14 protein-coding genes, 1 tRNA gene and 2 pseudogenes are annotated in these 15,911 nt (G+C 51.6%); 4 read left to right on the top strand and 13 right to left on the bottom strand.

Annotation, left to right across the window (positions count from 1 at the left end; all coding sequences use genetic code 11):
* Positions 1-192 precede the first annotated feature (192 nt).
* The 3 genes from fadJ to WBL83_RS14235 form a co-directional block, all read right to left on the bottom strand.
* A complete protein-coding gene (gene fadJ, locus WBL83_RS14225) occupies positions 193-2,313 on the bottom strand; it encodes a fatty acid oxidation complex subunit alpha FadJ (protein ID WP_424589761.1) in 2,121 nt (706 codons plus the stop codon).
* On the bottom strand, positions 2,313-3,623 hold the full coding sequence (gene fadI, locus WBL83_RS14230) for an acetyl-CoA C-acyltransferase FadI (RefSeq protein ID WP_424589762.1): 1,311 nt from the start codon (positions 3,621-3,623) through the stop codon (positions 2,313-2,315). Before fadI ends, fadJ begins: the two co-directional genes overlap by 1 nt.
* Before the next feature lie 282 nt (positions 3,624-3,905).
* Complete coding sequence (locus WBL83_RS14235; RefSeq protein WP_424589763.1) at positions 3,906-4,190, bottom strand: YfcZ/YiiS family protein; 285 nt, start codon at positions 4,188-4,190, stop codon at positions 3,906-3,908.
* A 374-nt stretch (positions 4,191-4,564) separates the two neighbouring features.
* On the opposite strand from WBL83_RS14235, the gene fadL reads away from it, so the two are divergent.
* The gene (gene fadL / locus WBL83_RS14240) at positions 4,565-5,887 is read left to right on the top strand and encodes a long-chain fatty acid transporter FadL (protein ID WP_424589764.1); all 1,323 of its coding nucleotides are present in this window, start codon (positions 4,565-4,567) and stop codon (positions 5,885-5,887) included.
* A 68-nt stretch (positions 5,888-5,955) separates the two neighbouring features.
* On the opposite strand, the gene mlaA is transcribed toward fadL, so the two are convergent.
* The 10 genes and pseudogenes from mlaA to ccmA all read right to left on the bottom strand — a co-directional run bounded on the left by mlaA (position 5,956) and on the right by ccmA (position 13,079).
* Positions 5,956-6,714, bottom strand: coding sequence for a phospholipid-binding lipoprotein MlaA (gene mlaA, locus WBL83_RS14245; protein ID WP_424589765.1), 759 nt, complete (start codon positions 6,712-6,714; stop codon positions 5,956-5,958).
* A gap of 13 nt (positions 6,715-6,727) precedes the next feature.
* Positions 6,728-7,297: pseudogene (locus WBL83_RS14250) on the bottom strand (tetratricopeptide repeat protein); the annotation flags it as partial.
* Between the two features lie 119 nt (positions 7,298-7,416).
* Positions 7,417-7,810 (bottom strand): annotated as a pseudogene (locus tag WBL83_RS14255) (cytochrome c-type biogenesis protein); the annotation flags it as partial.
* Positions 7,807-8,364, bottom strand: coding sequence for a thiol:disulfide interchange protein DsbE (gene dsbE, locus WBL83_RS14260; protein ID WP_424589766.1), 558 nt, complete (start codon positions 8,362-8,364; stop codon positions 7,807-7,809). The gene dsbE and the pseudogene WBL83_RS14255, both read right to left, overlap by 4 nt.
* Positions 8,361-10,313 (bottom strand): heme lyase CcmF/NrfE family subunit, encoded by a 1,953-nt coding sequence (locus WBL83_RS14265; RefSeq protein WP_424589767.1) that lies wholly within the window; start codon positions 10,311-10,313, stop codon positions 8,361-8,363. Before WBL83_RS14265 ends, dsbE begins: the two co-directional genes overlap by 4 nt.
* Positions 10,310-10,789 carry a cytochrome c maturation protein CcmE gene (ccmE, locus tag WBL83_RS14270; protein WP_424589768.1) on the bottom strand — a complete coding sequence of 160 codons (480 nt, stop codon included), beginning with the start codon at positions 10,787-10,789 and terminating at the stop codon, positions 10,310-10,312. The genes WBL83_RS14265 and ccmE overlap by 4 nt, the downstream gene beginning before the upstream one ends.
* Entirely contained in the window at positions 10,786-10,998 is a 213-nt protein-coding gene (gene ccmD, locus WBL83_RS14275) for a heme exporter protein CcmD (RefSeq protein WP_424589769.1), read from the bottom strand. Before ccmD ends, ccmE begins: the two co-directional genes overlap by 4 nt.
* Positions 10,995-11,732, bottom strand: a complete 738-nt coding sequence (locus WBL83_RS14280) for a heme ABC transporter permease (RefSeq protein WP_424589770.1) — start codon at positions 11,730-11,732, stop codon at positions 10,995-10,997. The genes ccmD and WBL83_RS14280 overlap by 4 nt, the downstream gene beginning before the upstream one ends.
* Before the next feature lie 82 nt (positions 11,733-11,814).
* Positions 11,815-12,474, bottom strand: a complete 660-nt coding sequence (gene ccmB, locus WBL83_RS14285; RefSeq protein WP_424589771.1) for a heme exporter protein CcmB — start codon at positions 12,472-12,474, stop codon at positions 11,815-11,817.
* The gene (gene ccmA, locus WBL83_RS14290) at positions 12,471-13,079 is read right to left on the bottom strand and encodes a cytochrome c biogenesis heme-transporting ATPase CcmA (protein ID WP_424589772.1); all 609 of its coding nucleotides are present in this window, start codon (positions 13,077-13,079) and stop codon (positions 12,471-12,473) included. The genes ccmB and ccmA overlap by 4 nt, the downstream gene beginning before the upstream one ends.
* A 206-nt stretch (positions 13,080-13,285) precedes the next feature.
* On the opposite strand from ccmA, the gene WBL83_RS14295 reads away from it, so the two are divergent.
* From WBL83_RS14295 to WBL83_RS14305, 3 genes are all read left to right on the top strand, one after another.
* Positions 13,286-14,251: a formate/nitrite transporter family protein gene (locus WBL83_RS14295; RefSeq protein ID WP_424589773.1), complete on the top strand. Its 966-nt coding sequence runs from the start codon at positions 13,286-13,288 to the stop codon at positions 14,249-14,251.
* Positions 14,252-14,356: 105 nt separating this feature from the next.
* Positions 14,357-14,431, top strand: a tRNA-Arg gene (locus WBL83_RS14300).
* A gap of 185 nt (positions 14,432-14,616) precedes the next feature.
* A complete protein-coding gene (locus WBL83_RS14305; protein ID WP_424589774.1) occupies positions 14,617-15,894 on the top strand; it encodes a tyrosine-type recombinase/integrase in 1,278 nt (425 codons plus the stop codon).
* Positions 15,895-15,911 lie beyond the last annotated feature (17 nt).

Below are 15,911 nucleotides of genomic sequence, written 5' to 3' on the forward strand. Positions count from 1 at the left end.
ATTCCCCTGAAACTTGCGAGGAGAAATTCAGCAGCCGGGCATTGTGCCTTATCCGTACATCGAATGAAACGCTGTTTTTTACCTCAATGGTGCAAGTATAGTCAATCACTGGTTATACAATGACCGACCAGCATCCATTCACCGAGTCATAAACTCATGTTTCTTTGACTACAGTTTCATCTTCGGGGTTCACTATCCCCAAAAATTTTGCTTTTCTTCCACCATTTGTAAAAGTCTGTCGCAAGGAGCAAAACGCTCCCCGTACTGACTGGCCAGGCGTTGCAATTGCGCGACGACTTCATCCACGCCCCGTGAATCCATATAACGGAACGGGCCACCAAGGAACGGTGGGAAACCTATACCGAACACGCCGCCGATGTCTCCATCGCGTGCACTGCGTACGACGCCCTCATCAAGACAGCGAGCCGCCTCATTGAGCATCATCATCACACAGCGTTGTGCTATCTCATTTTCAGCAAGCTGCCCTTTTGGCGTAACGCCCAACAGCTTATAGATTGCAGGGTCAACCTGCTTTTTGCTTCTACTCCCTTTCCCTGGATAAAGATAGAAACCCCGCCCATTTTTTCTACCTTTGCGATCATCATTCAATATTGCTGCAATATTTTGCGGTGCGGCAAAACGATCGCCGTAAGCATTCTGCAGTATAGGACTAATTTTAGTCCCCACATCGATTCCCACCTCATCCAAAAGTTGGATTGGTCCGACCGGAAAACCAAACGACACCAGCGCATTATCAATTTTATCGACAGGCTCCCCTTCCATCAGACAACGCATCGCTTCGTTAACATAAGGAGCCAGAATTCGGTTGACGTAAAAGCCTGCGCTGTCGCCCACCACAATCGGCGTTTTGCCCTGTTTTTTAGCCAGAGCAACGGTGGTGGAAATGGTTTCCGCACTGGTTCCCGCGTGCGGGATGACCTCAACCAACGGCATTTTATCAACCGGGCTGAAGTAATGCAGACCGATGACTTGTTCAGGACGTGCGGCATTTGCCGCAATATCCGCTATCGGCAGCGAAGAGGTGTTCGAGGCAAAAATGGTATGAGGTGCCGCATTCTGTTCAATCTCAGCAACCATGTTTTGCTTGAGTGCCAGATCTTCAAAAACAGCCTCCACCACGATGTCGCGGTTATGGAAACCATGATAATCGGTCCCACCGGAGATACGTGCCATTTCACGCTGGCGTTCTGCCGCTTTCATATGGCGGCGGCGCACTTTTTTATCCAGCAAGTCCCAGCTGTATTTCAGCGCATGGTTAATGCCATCGTTGTTAATATCTTTAATTCGTACCGGCAACTTGCCTTTAGACGCCGTAACAAACGCAATACCGCCGCCCATCAATCCGCCACCCAACACGCCCACTGCATTTATTGGGCGAGGTTGCGCGTCGGCACCATGTTCTTTTTTAAGCTCGGTACTGGCAAAGAATAACCCCCGTAAAGCGGCGGATTGTGGGGTCATCGCCAGTTCACCGAAGGCTTTTGCCTCTGCTTCGTAACCGCTAAAACTCCCCTGCCCCAGACCCACGTTCATGACATCGATAATGCGCTGGGTGGCAGGATAATTACCGCGCGTTTTCTGCCCGGTTTTCTTACTAACGATGCTAAACAGTAAAGAACGGCCAAGCGGGCCCGCCAGAATACGTTCCCGAACCGGCAGCATTCGCGATGGCTGACGGCCTTTTGCCACCCGCTCAATGGCTGCGGCCAATAAAATGGAATGCGGTACCACTTCATCTACCAGCCCCAGCTTTAATGCCTGGCGCGGGCGTAATTGTTTGCCAGTCAGGATCATATCCAGCGCATGGCTGACGCCAATCAAACGTGGCAAACGCTGTGTCCCACCGGAGCCCGGCAGTAAACCCAGTTGTACTTCAGGCAAGCCGAGTTTGGTTTTTTCATCATCGGTGCAGATTCGCGCATGGCAAGCCAGCGCCAGTTCCAGCCCGCCACCCAGACACGCCCCGTGGATAGCGGCGACGACCGGAATCGGTAATGACGCAATTTCAGCCATGATTTGCTGGCCCTGATGCGCAAGATTTTGCGCCTCAAGTGCGGTCTGGCAGTTCGCGATCATGTTGATATCGGCACCCGCAACGAAATTGTCCGGTTTGCCAGAAATAAAGATAACCCCTTGCAGCGCGGAGTTATCGCGAATTTGCTTAATGATGTTATGCACTTCCGGGCCGAAAGAGGCTTTCAGCGTATTCATCTTTTCGCCCGGCACATCGATAGTCACCACCGCGATATTGTCGAGGCGGATATGTAAATTGAAAGCAGAAGTCTGTTCCATTATTCGGCCTCCAGAACCATAGCAGCACCCAGTCCACCCGCCGCGCAGGCGGTCACTAAACCAAATCCACCACCTCGACGACGTAATTCATGCAGTGTTTGGGTGATCATTCGCGCACCAGTGGCGGCAAACGGATGACCGTAAGCAATAGAGCCGCCTGACACGTTGAATTTCGAGTCGTCTACTTCGCCAGTGGCATGGGCGCGGCCCAGCACATCACGCGCAAAACGTTCGCTGGCGAGCATTTTCAGGTTAGCCAATGTTTGCGCGGCAAACGCTTCGTGCATATCGAATAGGGTCAGGTCATTCAATGTGATGCCTGCTCTTTCAAGCGCCAGTGGTGTCGCCCAGGCGGGGCCAAGCAACATGTCTTGCCAGACATCAACCGCGGTGAACGCGTAACTGCGCAGGTATCCCAGTGGCTTCAAACCCAACTCTTTCGCGCGGGACTCTGTCATCAGAATAACCGCAGCAGCACCATCGGTTAACGGTGTGCTGTTAGCGGCAGTCACAGTGCCATGTTTTCGGTCAAACGCAGGGCGCAGCTTCGCATAATCGACAATCGACGAGTTCTGGCGAACGTTATTATCTTCGGCGAAAGGCTGGCGATAAGGAGGGATAAAGGCGGTCATCACCTCATCTCTCAGTTTGCCTTCTTGCCAGGCAATTGCTGCTTTGGTATGGGAGCGATGCGCCAGAGCATCTTGTTGTTCACGCGTGATACCGTGGGTTTTCGCCATTTGTTCGGCAGTATCCCCCATCCGCAAACCGGTCGAGTATTCCGCAACCGCTGGCGGCACCGGCAATAAATCACGAGGGCGTAAACGAGAGAAGAGTTTTAGCTTTTGCCCAAGGGTACGGGCTTTATTCGCATCAACCAGTACGCGCCCGAGCTTTTTACTCACACCAATGGGCAATACGGATGAGGAGTCAGCGCCGCCGGCAATCCCAGCGCGAATCGTACCCGCCATTAAACTTTCGGCGACATTCGCCACGGCCTGGAAACTGGTCGCACAGGCACGGCTGACGCTGTAGGCGTCGGTGTGCACGCTCATCCCGGTGCCGAGGACAATTTCACGGGCAATATTAGGGGCTTCCGGCATCTGGACAACCTGGCCGAAAACTAATTGTTCAATGACTTCTGGGGGAATTTCGCTGCGGGCCAGTAATTCGCTGACCACCATGTTACCGAGATCGACGGCAGGTATACCGTGAAATGCCGTAGCCTGGCGCGCAAAAGGTGTGCGTAAACCACTGACAATGGCGATGCGGTCACCCTGACGGGTCACCAACGGAAGTGCCTGACTCATAACGCTCCCCTGTTCTTCCCTTAGTCCATGAATCGATAGCGGCGATGCCGTAACTTCATATTCCTGGGAATAAAATTGTAAAAGACCAATAGTGGTCTGACCTGATCACAGTTTTAACCAAAAAGTTACATTCAGCCAACTAGGGGACGAAAGAATTGGGAGGGGGGACACGCTTTAGGGAAGGATAGTAAAGTGAAAGAAGGTGGATGACGCTTTCGCCTATCCACCCTACAGTTGGCACTTGCAGGTCGGATAAGCTTGCGCCATCCGACATTTTTACAATTAACGCAGGCCCAGCTGGAAGATCATGGTCTCAGCCTGGCAGCTGAAGATGAAATCAATATCCAGACGAACGCCTTCAGCTTCTTCGGTAAACGTCGGAACGATCTGGCAAGGTTCGTTTTCAACTTCACGCGCTTTTGCACTCAGCGCTGCCAGGGTTTCGTCAGCTTCTGCTTTGGTCGCGAACACACGGCTGTAGGTTGCTGTGCAGTCGGTGTTATCAATGATGGAACCGACATCAATACAGCAGCAAACCGGGGTTTCATCAGCACTGTTTTTACTCATTTTATGATTTCCTCTGTATTTCGCATGAACAGGATTAAACAATTCCTGCTTATTTTACGCTCCCTGTTGAAGCGACTCCAGTCGTTAATCTTGTCAAAATCCGCAAGTGACCCAAATCACACTTAAAAATGATCTAAAACAAGATTCACCCATTTTGCGTAGTGACGCCAAACCCGATTTTGCCAGGCAGATCTCGTTTCGGTGATCAAATTTGAAAATTCTTAGATACAAACTTGCAACATCCCATCTGGTCAGACCTATACTCTCGCCACTGGTCTGATTTCTCTGTAACAGATCAGCCCCTACTATTCGCGCTCCTGTTACGGTGTGTAACATTGTTTGTATAAAAATAAATCCATTATGAGGTTTTGGTCATGAGCCAGAAAAACCTGTTTACAAAGTCAGCCCTCGCGGTTGCAGTGGCAATAGTCTCATCGCAGGCGTACTCAGCCGGCTTTCAATTAAACGAGTTCTCTTCCTCTGGCCTTGGCCGAGCTTACTCTGGGGAAGGTGCAGTCGCAGATAATGCGGGCTCTGCAAGCCGTAACCCTGCAACAATTATGATGTTTGACCGCCCTTCTTTCTCTGGCGGCGCAGTATTTGTTGATCCGGACGTTAATATTTCCGGTACGTCTCCAACAGGCCGTAGCACTGATGCTGATAACATCGCACCGACCGCCTGGGTTCCAAACCTCCACTTTGTTGCACCTATCAATGAACAATTTGGCTGGGGTGCTTCTGTTACATCTAACTACGGTTTAGCAACAGAATTCACAGACGATTACACAGCAGGTTCCATGGGCGGCAAAACCGACCTGGAAACGTTGAACCTGAACCTGAGCGGCGCATACCGTTTGAACAGCAACTGGAGCTTCGGTCTTGGCTTTGATGCTGTCTATGCGAAAGCGAAAATCGAGCGTTACGCGGGCGACCTTGGCCAGCTAGTTGCAGGTTCCGGTGCACTGCCTCCTTCACTGGCAGGCCCAGTTTCCCGTATTCCATCCGACACCCAAATCGCGCACCTGAAAGGTGACGAGTGGGGCTACGGTTGGAACGCCGGTATCCTTTATGAAATCGATAAAGACAACCGCTACGGCTTCACTTACCGTTCAGAAATCAAAATCGACTTCGACGGCGACTATAAGAGCAACTTACCAGCCGCTTATAACCCGATCCTGTCTAACTTTGGTTTACCAGCAGGCACCAGCGGTCAAACCGTTCCAGGTTCTCTGACCCTGAACTTGCCAGAAATGTGGGAACTGTCCGGTTATAACAAAGTTGATCCACAGTGGGCGATTCACTACAGCCTGACTTACACCAGCTGGAGCCAGTTCCAGGAGCTGAAAGCGACCGGCACCAACGGCCAGACGCTGTTCTATAAAGATGAAAGCTTTAAAGATGCGTACCGTATTGCGGTCGGTACCACTTACTTTATGGATAAGAACTGGACCTTCCGCACCGGTATCGCGTTCGATGACAGCCCGGTTCCAGCAGATCACCGTTCTATTTCTATCCCGGATCAGGACCGCTTCTGGATCAGTGCAGGTACCACCTACGCATTTAACGACGATGCGTCTGTAGACCTGGGCGTTTCCTATATGCACGGTCAGAACGTTGAAATCAAAGAAGGCCCTTACACCTTCCGTTCTGAAGGTAAAGCGTGGCTGTACGGCATGAACTTTAACTACGCATTCTAATAGTTAACAGTGACAAAAAAGGCGAAACCGTGGTTTCGCCTTTTTTATTGGTCTCGCAAAGCGAGTACTTACTGAGAGTCGATATCTTTCAGGTCGTCCTGAATAGACTCGGCATTCGGGTTCTCATCTGGAGAAAGTTTCCCGCCGTTTGCCAGGAAATCATGGCGTTGGAAGTAAGCTTCACGCACCAAAATGTACGGGTCTGAAGATTGTTTTAGCAAGCCTTCAGAATCCAACAACTGCGCACGCGTTTCGATACCTTCAAGAGTCCATTTGCCCAGCGACATCCACCAGGTTAGCCAGGACAGTGGGGCATACAAATTGTCTACCATCTCACCGCCATCTTCACGAATCGTGAAGCTACCGTACGCCGGTAATTGCACATAAGGACCATAGCCAACGCCATAATGCCCAAGTGTGGTACCAAAACGGTTTGGCTCAAGGCGTTGTAACTTCGGATTGGCCATGCCAGCAACATCAATGAAACCGCCCATGCCCAACAAGGTATTCAGGAAGAAGCGGGTGAAATGCACCATCCCCTGATACGGGTCGCCCTGAATAAAGTTGTTCACCATAGACGCTGGTTCTTCGAGGTTACTGGTGAAGTTGCTCAGCCCATTACGCGCTGGTTGCGGCATGTAATCTCGCCACACCACAGCAACCGGGCGCACCACATACGGGTCCAACACATTAAAGTTGAAGTCGTACATCGTGCGGTTGAACCCTTCTAATGGATCCGAACGCCCTTGCGGTTGTGTATCGGCCGAACTCGCACAGCCGACTAAAACGGTAGCGGCAAGTGCTATCCCGGTCAGGCGGAAATTCATATGTCTCTCCCTGTTATTTTTGCTCTACGCTCTCAGGTTTGGTGTTGTCCATGCCAGCTTGCGCGGCCTTTGCCTGTTCGATGCTTCTTTGCACCACGGCCCGACGCTGGTCGTTTGCTGGTAGGACTTGCAACATGATTTGCCATGCACCAATCGCTTCGCGGTACTGTTGTTGTTCGAATGCGTTAAAAGCCAGCAGGCTTAATACACGAACATTCGTATGGTCCGTTTTGAGGAGCTCTCTTAACAGATTCCCACCCAGTTGGTTATCCTGCGGATCTCCGCTGCGCGTCAATACTTCAGCATAGCCCAGCTTTACATTACTGTTGGAGGGCGACAGTTTATACGCATGTGCAAAGGCTTGCGTAGCGATTGTTGCATTATTCAGAACCATACCAATACGCCCGAGCATCATCCAGCCCTCAATATTGTTAGGTTCGTACTGCAATTGCGTACGTAATCCCAGCCCCAACGCGGCCATTTCTGGCATATCCAGCGGTCTGGCTTGGGGATCTAATGCACGCTGTAAAAGCTGCGGAGTCTGATCCGAGACTTTTTTCCAGGCGCGCACTTGTTGGATGTCCGAGGTTTTCAGATAGACACCCACGCTCACTACAATCAACAACACCGCTCCTGGGGCGAAAAACCAGAAGTGGGCTTTTTTGCTAATAACAGGCGGCGCTTCAGTTTCCGGTTCATCCGTAAAATGCACCCGCCGTTTGCGGCTACGCATCACAATCACGCACGCGCCCCCCAGAATAAACAGCACAGGAAGCACCCATAAGATGAGAGTGGCAGGCGTCATCGGCGGTTCGTACGTCACGAAATTGCCGTATCTTTCCACCATATAATCGATGATTTGTTGCTTCGTTTTGCCCTGCTGCTGCAGTTCATAGACTTTCAGACGCATGTCAGAAGCAATCATTGCGTTGGAATCAGCAATGCTATTGTTCTGGCATTTCGGGCAGCGCAGTTGTTCAGTCAACTGACGGAATTGCTGCTCCTGCGCCTCATCTTTGAACTGGAAAGTATCGATAGCCGCCAGAACATTAAAGGAGAACAGGAATGCGACGATCAGTAGCCATCCGCGTTTCATGCGCCAGCCTCCTTGTTATATTTATCCCACAGCGGTTTTAGCTCTTGCTGCCAGACGCGATCGTTTAGATCGCCCGCATGGCGGTAGCGAATGATCCCTTTACCATCGATCAGAAATGTTTCCGGTGCGCCGTAGACCCCGAGATCCAGACCCAACATCCCGTTGCCATCAAACAGACTCAGCGCGTAAGGATTACCTAATTCATTGAGCCAGTTAATCGCTTTGCGGCGATCGTCTTTATAGTTCATGCCAACCACGCGGACGCCCTGCGCTTTCAGCCCGTTAAGATACTGATGCTCAGCGCGACAGGTTGGGCACCACGTCGCCCAGACGTTGAGTAACAACGGTTTGCCGTCGTTGAGCACCGCCTGGTCATAAATCTTGCCGGGGTTTTCCAGCGACTCAAGACGAAACACCGGGACCGGCTTTCCAACCAGCGCCGACTCAAGGTTGCTCGGGTCATCGCCCTGCGCATTTCGCGCCAGTTGCCATAACAGCATCGCGGCCAGCAGTAAAAACAGCCCTAAAGGAACAAACAATATTTTGCGCTTCATGCAGCCTCCGGCTCGTTTTTACGCATTCTGTATCGCGGGTCAAACAAACAGAACAGGCCACCAAGGGTCATCAGAATGCCGCCCATCCAAATCCAGCGCACGAACGGTTTGTAGTAGAGGCGCACTGCCCAACTGCCGTCGTCTAACTCTTCTCCGAGTGCCGCGTAAAGGTCACGCGTTACGCCGCCATCAATGGCGGCTTCGGTCATCATCGCGCGGTTACTGTTGTAGAAACGCTTTTCTGCATGCAGCGTAGCTTCCGGCTTACCATTGCGCGTGACGTCGATAATACCCACGCCGCCACGGTAGTTCGGACCAGTCAGCTCATGAACATCGCGGAAGACAAAGTGGTACTGGTGGATGTCGATGCTGTCGCCCGCTTTCATCCGTACGTCGCGTTCAATGCTGTAATTCTGGCTAAAGGCGATGCCAACAACCGTAACGGCCAGTCCCAAATGACCGAACACCATGCCCCAATGGCTGCGCGGTAATTTCCATAACCCTTTGACCAGGCCGTGGCGATGGGTCGCACGTTCATAGACTTCCATTAGCGCCAGCACAAACACCCACATCGCCATCAGCAAACCGACTACCGTCATGGCTTCGACGCGGTCCTGCATTATCCACGGCAGCAACAGTGAAAGCGCCACGGTGATTGCCAGCGCAATCGCCAGCCGTTTGACTAATTTTTTTGATTCATCGCGCCGCCAGCGTACCAGCGGGCCAATCCCCATCAGCAAGGCAAAGGGCGCCATCAGTGCGGTGAACATGGTGTTAAAGAAGGGTTCGCCAATGGAAATACTGCCCAGCCCGAGTTGTTTGTGCACCAGCGGCAGTAACGTCCCCAGCAATACCACTAACATCGCGGCAATGAGCAGCACGTTATTGCCGAGCAAAAATGATTCCCGGGACCACAAACTATTGCCCACGCGGGAGCGGACTTTGCTCCCTTTCACCGCGTAAAGCAGCAGCGAGCCGCCAATCACGATGACCAGGAAGGCGAGGATAAACATCCCGCGCGCCGGATCGGAGGCAAAGGAGTGTACCGAAACCAACACCCCTGAGCGCACAAGGAAGGTGCCCAACAAACATAGCGAGAATGCGGTGATTGCCAGCAACACGGTCCAGGCTTTAAAGCTGCCACGTTTTTCAGTTACGGAAAGCGAGTGAATCAGCGCCGTTCCCGCAAGCCACGGCATAAACGACGCGTTCTCTACCGGGTCCCAGAACCACCAGCCGCCCCAGCCCAACTCGTAATAAGCCCAGGCCGACCCTAACACAATGCCGATGGTTAAAAATGACCACGCGGCTAACGTCCACGGACGCGTCCAGCGCGCCCATGCAGAATCCAGTTTCCCTGCCATTAAGGCCGCGATAGAAAACGCAAACGCCACGGAGAAACCGACATACCCCATGTATAGCAACGGCGGGTGGAATATCAGCCCGATATCCTGCAACAGGGGATTCAAATCGCGCCCTTCTATCGGGAAATCAGGCAAGGTGCGGGTAAAGGGATTCGAGGTGAAAATGATAAACAGCAGGAAGCCGAAATTAATCATCCCCATAACGGCCAGAACACGCGCTACCGCATCTTGCGGCATACTGCGGCTGAACAATGCCACCGCAAAAGTCCAGGTACTCAGCAACAACACCCACAGCAGTAATGAGCCTTCGTGCGCACCCCAGGTCGCGGCCACGCGATACCAGACGGGCAACTCGGTATTGGAGTTATTGGCGACATATAGCACGGTAAAATCGTTGACCACAAACGCGTTCACCAGCACTAAGAAACTGGCACACAACGTGATAAACAGCGCCCAGGCCAGTGGACGGGCTGATGCCATTAATCGTGAGTCATTGCGTTTCACGCCCCACAGCGGATAAACGCTAAGTAACAATGACCAGCCAAGCGCCAGGCACAGCAAAAAACTGCCAATTTCAGGCATCATGAAGCGTTATCCTTATAGGCCTGAGGTGCGCGCTGGTGATTTTTATCCATCGCTTCTTTGACTTCCGGCGGTGTGTAGTTTTCGTCATGCTTTGCCAGCACTTCTTTTGCTTCAACTTTGTTTCCTGCGGCAAAGACACCTTGCGCTACCACTCCCTGCCCTTCACGGAACAGATCCGGCAAAATACCAACGTAACTGACATCGATAACGCCACTGGCATCGTAAATTTTGAACGTCACTTTCAACGTCTGGTTATCACGTTTTACGCTGCCAGGCTGAACCATGCCGCCCACACGCAGACGCTGCCCGACTTCGGGTAACTGATGGCTTTCACCTTTGCCATACAGGATTTCGCTCGGCGTATAGAACAGGTCGATATTGCTGCGCAGCGCGTACAACACCAGGGTGATGGTCAACCCCAATCCCACCAGCACCGCAATTGCCAGGTAGAGCCGATTTTTACGACGAAGATTCATTCCATTCCCTCTGCGCGTTGTGCTGCATGAATACGCTTTTCTCGTGCTTGTTGGCGGCTGACAGAGTTTAAAATAGTGCGACGCTGTATGCGGGTATGGACCACCAATATCAGTAACGGAATGAACGTCATTGCGACAGCAAGCCAGACGAAAAACGCATAGCCTCCCATGGCAAAAAAATCACTCCAGTTTACAAATGCGCTTTTCATGCGTTTCTCCCTTTATTCACCAGTGCCAAAACCCACGGGCGGCGCTGCTCCTGAAGCAAAATCAGGTTACGCAAACGCATTAACGTCAGGGTGATAAACAGCATCAGAAAACCGAAAATGGTGAAGCGCAACGGCGTACGCATGGAAGGGTCAATGCTTTGCTGCATATTGGTCGAGCCCTGGTGCAAGGTGTTCCACCATTCGACCGAGTAGTGAATAATCGGTAAGTTCACCACGCCCACCAGCACCAGGATCCCTGCGGCACGCCCGGCCAGGCGGCGGTCGTCAAAGGCGTTATACAGCGCAATCACGCCGATATAGAGAAACAGCAGCACCAGTTCGGAAGTCAGGCGAGCATCCCATACCCACCAGGTTCCCCACATCGGTTTGCCCCATGCAGAACCCGTCACGAGTGCGATAAACGTAAACACCGCACCTACAGGCGCCATCGCCGCAACCGCGAGATCTGACATCTTCATTTGCCAGACGAGGCCAATAAATGCAGCGATTGCCATCGAGCCATAAATCCCCATCGACCAGATAGCCGCCGGGACATGTAGATACATAATGCGATAGCTCTGGCCTTGTTGATAATCCGCGGGCGCAAATCCAAAGCCCCAGACACACCCGACCACCAGCAGCACGGCACTGATGAGGGCGCACCACGGCACAAAATAACCGCATAGCTGATAAAGGCGCTCGGGTTTAGCGAGCTGATGTAACCATTTCCACATAATTATTTGCTCACGAAATATCGACCAAAATCGGGTTAGAACTTGTAGGTCGGATAAGCAAAGCGCCATCCGACATTTTTAATTATTGAACGCTCACGCGCAGTGCCGCCGCCGTAGCAAACGGGCTTAACGTCGCGCTGCCTGCCAGCAGTGCGCCTAAAATCGCCAGATACCCATCCACCGGAAGATGCATAGAGGCCGCATCCATTGCCGCAGTCGCGAATATCAGCAGCGGAATCGTCAACGGTAAAACAAGCAGACTCAGCAACACTCCGCTACGTCGCAAACCCACCGTTAACCCAACCCCTGGCGCCCCCAGGAAACTCAATGTCGGCGTTCCGATAAGCAGCGTTAACGCCATCACTTGCCAGCCGTAAAAATCCATACCCAACAGCAGCGCAGCCAGCGGCGAGAGGATCAGCAGCGGCAAACCGGTCACCACCCAGTGAGCGGTCACTTTCGCTAACACCACCATCGGCAAAGGGATGGGCAGCAACATCAGTTGCTCAAGCGAACCGTCCTGAAAGTCATCACGAAACAATCTGTCCATCGCCAACAACGACGCCAGTAAAGCTGCCACCCAAATCACGCCCGGCGCAATACGCGCCAGCAACTGTGGCTCAGGGCCAATACCCAACGGAAACAGAGTGATAACGATAAGGAAGAACCACAACGGATTGGCGATTTCCGCACCTTTGCGAAATACCACGCGCAGTTCATGCAGGAAAATTCGGCGCATCATGCCCGTTTCTCCTGTAAATCAATCTGACGCACATTGTCGACCGCCAGTGGCTGATGCGTGGTGAGTATAACCATTCCGCCCTTTTCGGTATGGTGCTGGAGCTGGCGCGTGAGCTTTTCCACACCGGCGACATCGATGGCGGTGAAAGGCTCATCCAGGATCCAGAGTTTATGCGCGCTTAACCACAAACGTGCCAGCGCCACACGCCGTTGTTGCCCGGCAGAAAGTTGGTTAACCGGAACATCTTCAAAACCCAGTAAACCCACTTCAGTAAGTGCTTGCCAACGTAGAGATTCCGCACCTTCAGCATGATAAAAGCTGAGATTTTCAAAGGCAGTCAGAACCGTTTTGATCCCCGGTTGATGCCCAAGCCACAACAAATCCTGGTGATACTGATAACGTGCGCGGGATAACTCTTCCCCTTGCCACTTCACCTCGCCTTCCTCTGCCTGGGCAAGCCCCGCCAAAATCCGCAATAGCGACGTTTTTCCGGCTCCATTTTTCCCGGCGATTTGCACCATCTCCCCTGCACGCACGCTAAATGACAACTCGCTAAACAAGACGCGGTCATCACGTATGCAGGTCAGGTTAATCGCATCAAGCATTTGGGGAGTCACTCCTTTGTCTCGGGATGCAAAATCATAACACATCATAGGCTTTGCTCCAGGTTGGCTACCGCCGTTACGGTACTCCAAAAGAGGTAATCCGCCCCGCCAGGATCAAAATTAAGTCGAATTCGCTTACGCCACCCGGTTCGTTGCTAAAAACCGCTACGCTTAATGGAACAGATAACCCGTGAGTGAAGCGAAAAATGGATGAATTAAAAGAAGACAAAATCAACAAATCAACCGATGAAATCGAAGTAGAAAGTGATGAGAAAGAACACGGGGAACAGATAGAGGTAGATGAAGAACGCCTGCCATCACGCGCCATGGCCATCCACGAACATATCCGCCAGGACGGCGAAAAAGAGTTGGAACGTGACGCGATGGCGTTGCTATGGTCGGCGATTGCGGCGGGTTTATCCATGGGCGCATCGCTGCTGGCAAAAGGGGTATTTCACGTCAATCTGGAAGGCGTACCCGGCAGCTTTTTGCTGGAAAACATCGGCTACACCTTCGGGTTTATTATCGTCATTATGGCGCGCCAACAGCTTTTCACCGAGAACACCGTCACCGCAGTATTGCCGGTGATGCAAAAACCCAGTGTGGCCAACTTCGTGCTTTTGCTGCGTTTATGGGGAGTGGTGCTGCTGGGTAATATTATCGGCACCGGTCTTGCGGCTTATGCCTTTGAATATATGCCGATATTTGATGAAGAGACCCGGGATGCATTCGTCAAAATCGGCATGGAAGTGATGCACAATACACCAGGAGAAATGTTCGCTAACGCCATCATTTCCGGCTGGATAATCGCCACCATGGTGTGGATGTTTCCGTCCGCAGGTTCGGCCAAAATCGTGGTCATCATCATGATGACGTGGCTGGTCGCACTGGGTGATTTAACCCACATCGTGGTGGGCTCGGTCGAAATCCTCTACCTGGTGTTTAACGGCACCATTCACTGGAGTGATTTCTTCTGGCCATTTGCCCTACCGACGCTTGCCGGCAACATCTGCGGCGGGACATTTATCTTCGCGCTAATCAGCCACGCTCAAATCCGTAACGATATGAGCAATAAGAAGAAAGCCGAAGCAAAAGCGAAAGCGAAGCGCCAACAGGAAGTTGAAGATGGCAAAGGCGAAGATAAAGAAGAAAAGCGGGCGCGTCGCGCTTAAAACGGTTACGTTTCAGGCAATCAGCCTGCTAACCCCTTAACCTGGTGTCAAAAGCGGGTATACTACTCCCGCAATACCCACCATTTAAAGAATGAAGGGTATTAAGTCCTCTTAGTTAAATGGATATAACGAGCCCCTCCTAAGGGCTAGTTGCAGGTTCGATTCCTGCAGGGGACACCATTGAGCCATTTCATACCACTTCAGTTCACTTCACAACACCAGTAATACCAAGCCTTTCAGCAGCAACCTCGCTTACACAGCTTTCAATTACCTTCATGACATTACAGCACTCTGATGGTATAAGTGATGGTATCCTTCAGTTCGATATCCAGATACCATCAATTACCTCTTGAGGTGTGCCACTTATGGCTATAAACGAGCTTTCACCAAAACAGATCGAGAATGCCAAGCCACGAGACACCGATTACAAAATAACCGATGGCGGCAGTCTGTATCTATTGGTCAAAAAAACGGGTGGTAAATACTGGCGCATGAATTATCGCTTTGCTGGTAAGCAGGTGACATTAGCGTTGGGCGTCTATCCAGATGTTCCACTGACAACAGCACGTAAACGCAGAGACGAAGCCAGACAGCTTCTTGCCGACGGCAAAGATCCACGTGAAGCAAAAAAAACTGAAAGCACAGAACCAATATCACCGACTTTCGAAGCTATAGCTCGTGAGTGGCACAGTGGAACGATGGGGCATCCAGAGTGGAAAGAGATCACCCGTAATAAAATATTGAGGGAAATGGAAAACCACATATTTCCTCTCATCGGTAGCAAGCCCATCGACACCTTAAAAACACGGGATCTGCTACCTTTGCTTATCAGCATGAACGAACAAGGCATTGGTGCTACGACTGGAAGAGTAAAGACCACTATGAGTAGTGTGTTCCGCTATGCGGTTCAGCGTGGCATTGTCGAGTACAACCCAGCTCACGACCTGAAAGGTGCTTTGACGAGTCCTAAAACAAAACACCGCCCCGCTCTACCTCTGGATCGTCTGCCAGAATTGATGGCGAAAACTGCAACGTACACAGGCAGACCACTTACCAGGCTCGCTGTGTTACTCTCGCTTCACACGTTTGTCCGTTCGAGTGAGCTTCGTCATGCTCGCTGGGATGAGGTAAATTTTGAAACTGCAACATGGACAATCCCTGGGCAGCGGGAAGCAATTGAAGGTGTGAAATTCTCTGAACGTGGCGCAAAAATGGGCGGCGGACACTCTGTACCGCTGTCCTCTCAAGCAATTGAAGCATTGAAATCGATCAAGAGCATCAGTGGCGAATATACGTTAATTTTTCCTGGTGATAGCAACCCTTATAAACCAATGAGCGAAAATACGGTTAACAAAGCGCTCCGTACTATGGGCTATGATACCCAAACTGACGTTTGCCTACATGGCTTCCGGGCAATGGCTTGCTCTGCACTGACTGAATCAGGGTTATGGTCACGGGATGCTGTAGAGCGGCAAATGAGCCACCAGGAACGTAACGAAGTACGGGCGGCGTATGTTCATTTGGCGCAGCACATGCAGGAACGTCGTCGAATGATGCAATGGTGGTCAGACTATCTGGAAGCAAACGCTGATAAACATGTTGCGCCATACGACATGAAGAAATTACGTGTTGTTGGCAGTTAACCAGAAAAACTGAAGCT

This window comes from Buttiauxella sp., assembly GCF_049686335.1.
Lineage (GTDB): Bacteria > Pseudomonadota > Gammaproteobacteria > Enterobacterales > Enterobacteriaceae > Buttiauxella.

What these genes read in the sequence shown, in the direction of transcription:
- ccmD (WP_424589769.1), bottom strand. Translation starts at nt 10,998, where the DNA reads ATGAAAAGCGCATTTGTAAACTGGAGTGATTTTTTTGCCATGGGAGGC.
- WBL83_RS14305 (WP_424589774.1), top strand. Translation starts at nt 14,617, where the DNA reads ATGGCTATAAACGAGCTTTCACCAAAACAGATCGAGAATGCCAAGCCA.
- ccmA (WP_424589772.1), bottom strand. Translation starts at nt 13,079, where the DNA reads ATGCTTGATGCGATTAACCTGACCTGCATACGTGATGACCGCGTCTTG.
- dsbE (WP_424589766.1), bottom strand. Translation starts at nt 8,364, where the DNA reads ATGAAGCGCAAAATATTGTTTGTTCCTTTAGGGCTGTTTTTACTGCTG.
- WBL83_RS14235 (WP_424589763.1), bottom strand. Translation starts at nt 4,190, where the DNA reads ATGAGTAAAAACAGTGCTGATGAAACCCCGGTTTGCTGCTGTATTGAT.
- fadI (WP_424589762.1), bottom strand. Translation starts at nt 3,623, where the DNA reads ATGAGTCAGGCACTTCCGTTGGTGACCCGTCAGGGTGACCGCATCGCC.
- WBL83_RS14295 (WP_424589773.1), top strand. Translation starts at nt 13,286, where the DNA reads ATGGATGAATTAAAAGAAGACAAAATCAACAAATCAACCGATGAAATC.
- fadJ (WP_424589761.1), bottom strand. Translation starts at nt 2,313, where the DNA reads ATGGAACAGACTTCTGCTTTCAATTTACATATCCGCCTCGACAATATC.
- WBL83_RS14265 (WP_424589767.1), bottom strand. Translation starts at nt 10,313, where the DNA reads ATGATGCCTGAAATTGGCAGTTTTTTGCTGTGCCTGGCGCTTGGCTGG.
- fadL (WP_424589764.1), top strand. Translation starts at nt 4,565, where the DNA reads ATGAGCCAGAAAAACCTGTTTACAAAGTCAGCCCTCGCGGTTGCAGTG.
- ccmB (WP_424589771.1), bottom strand. Translation starts at nt 12,474, where the DNA reads ATGATGCGCCGAATTTTCCTGCATGAACTGCGCGTGGTATTTCGCAAA.
- ccmE (WP_424589768.1), bottom strand. Translation starts at nt 10,789, where the DNA reads ATGAATCTTCGTCGTAAAAATCGGCTCTACCTGGCAATTGCGGTGCTG.
- mlaA (WP_424589765.1), bottom strand. Translation starts at nt 6,714, where the DNA reads ATGAATTTCCGCCTGACCGGGATAGCACTTGCCGCTACCGTTTTAGTC.
- WBL83_RS14280 (WP_424589770.1), bottom strand. Translation starts at nt 11,732, where the DNA reads ATGTGGAAATGGTTACATCAGCTCGCTAAACCCGAGCGCCTTTATCAG.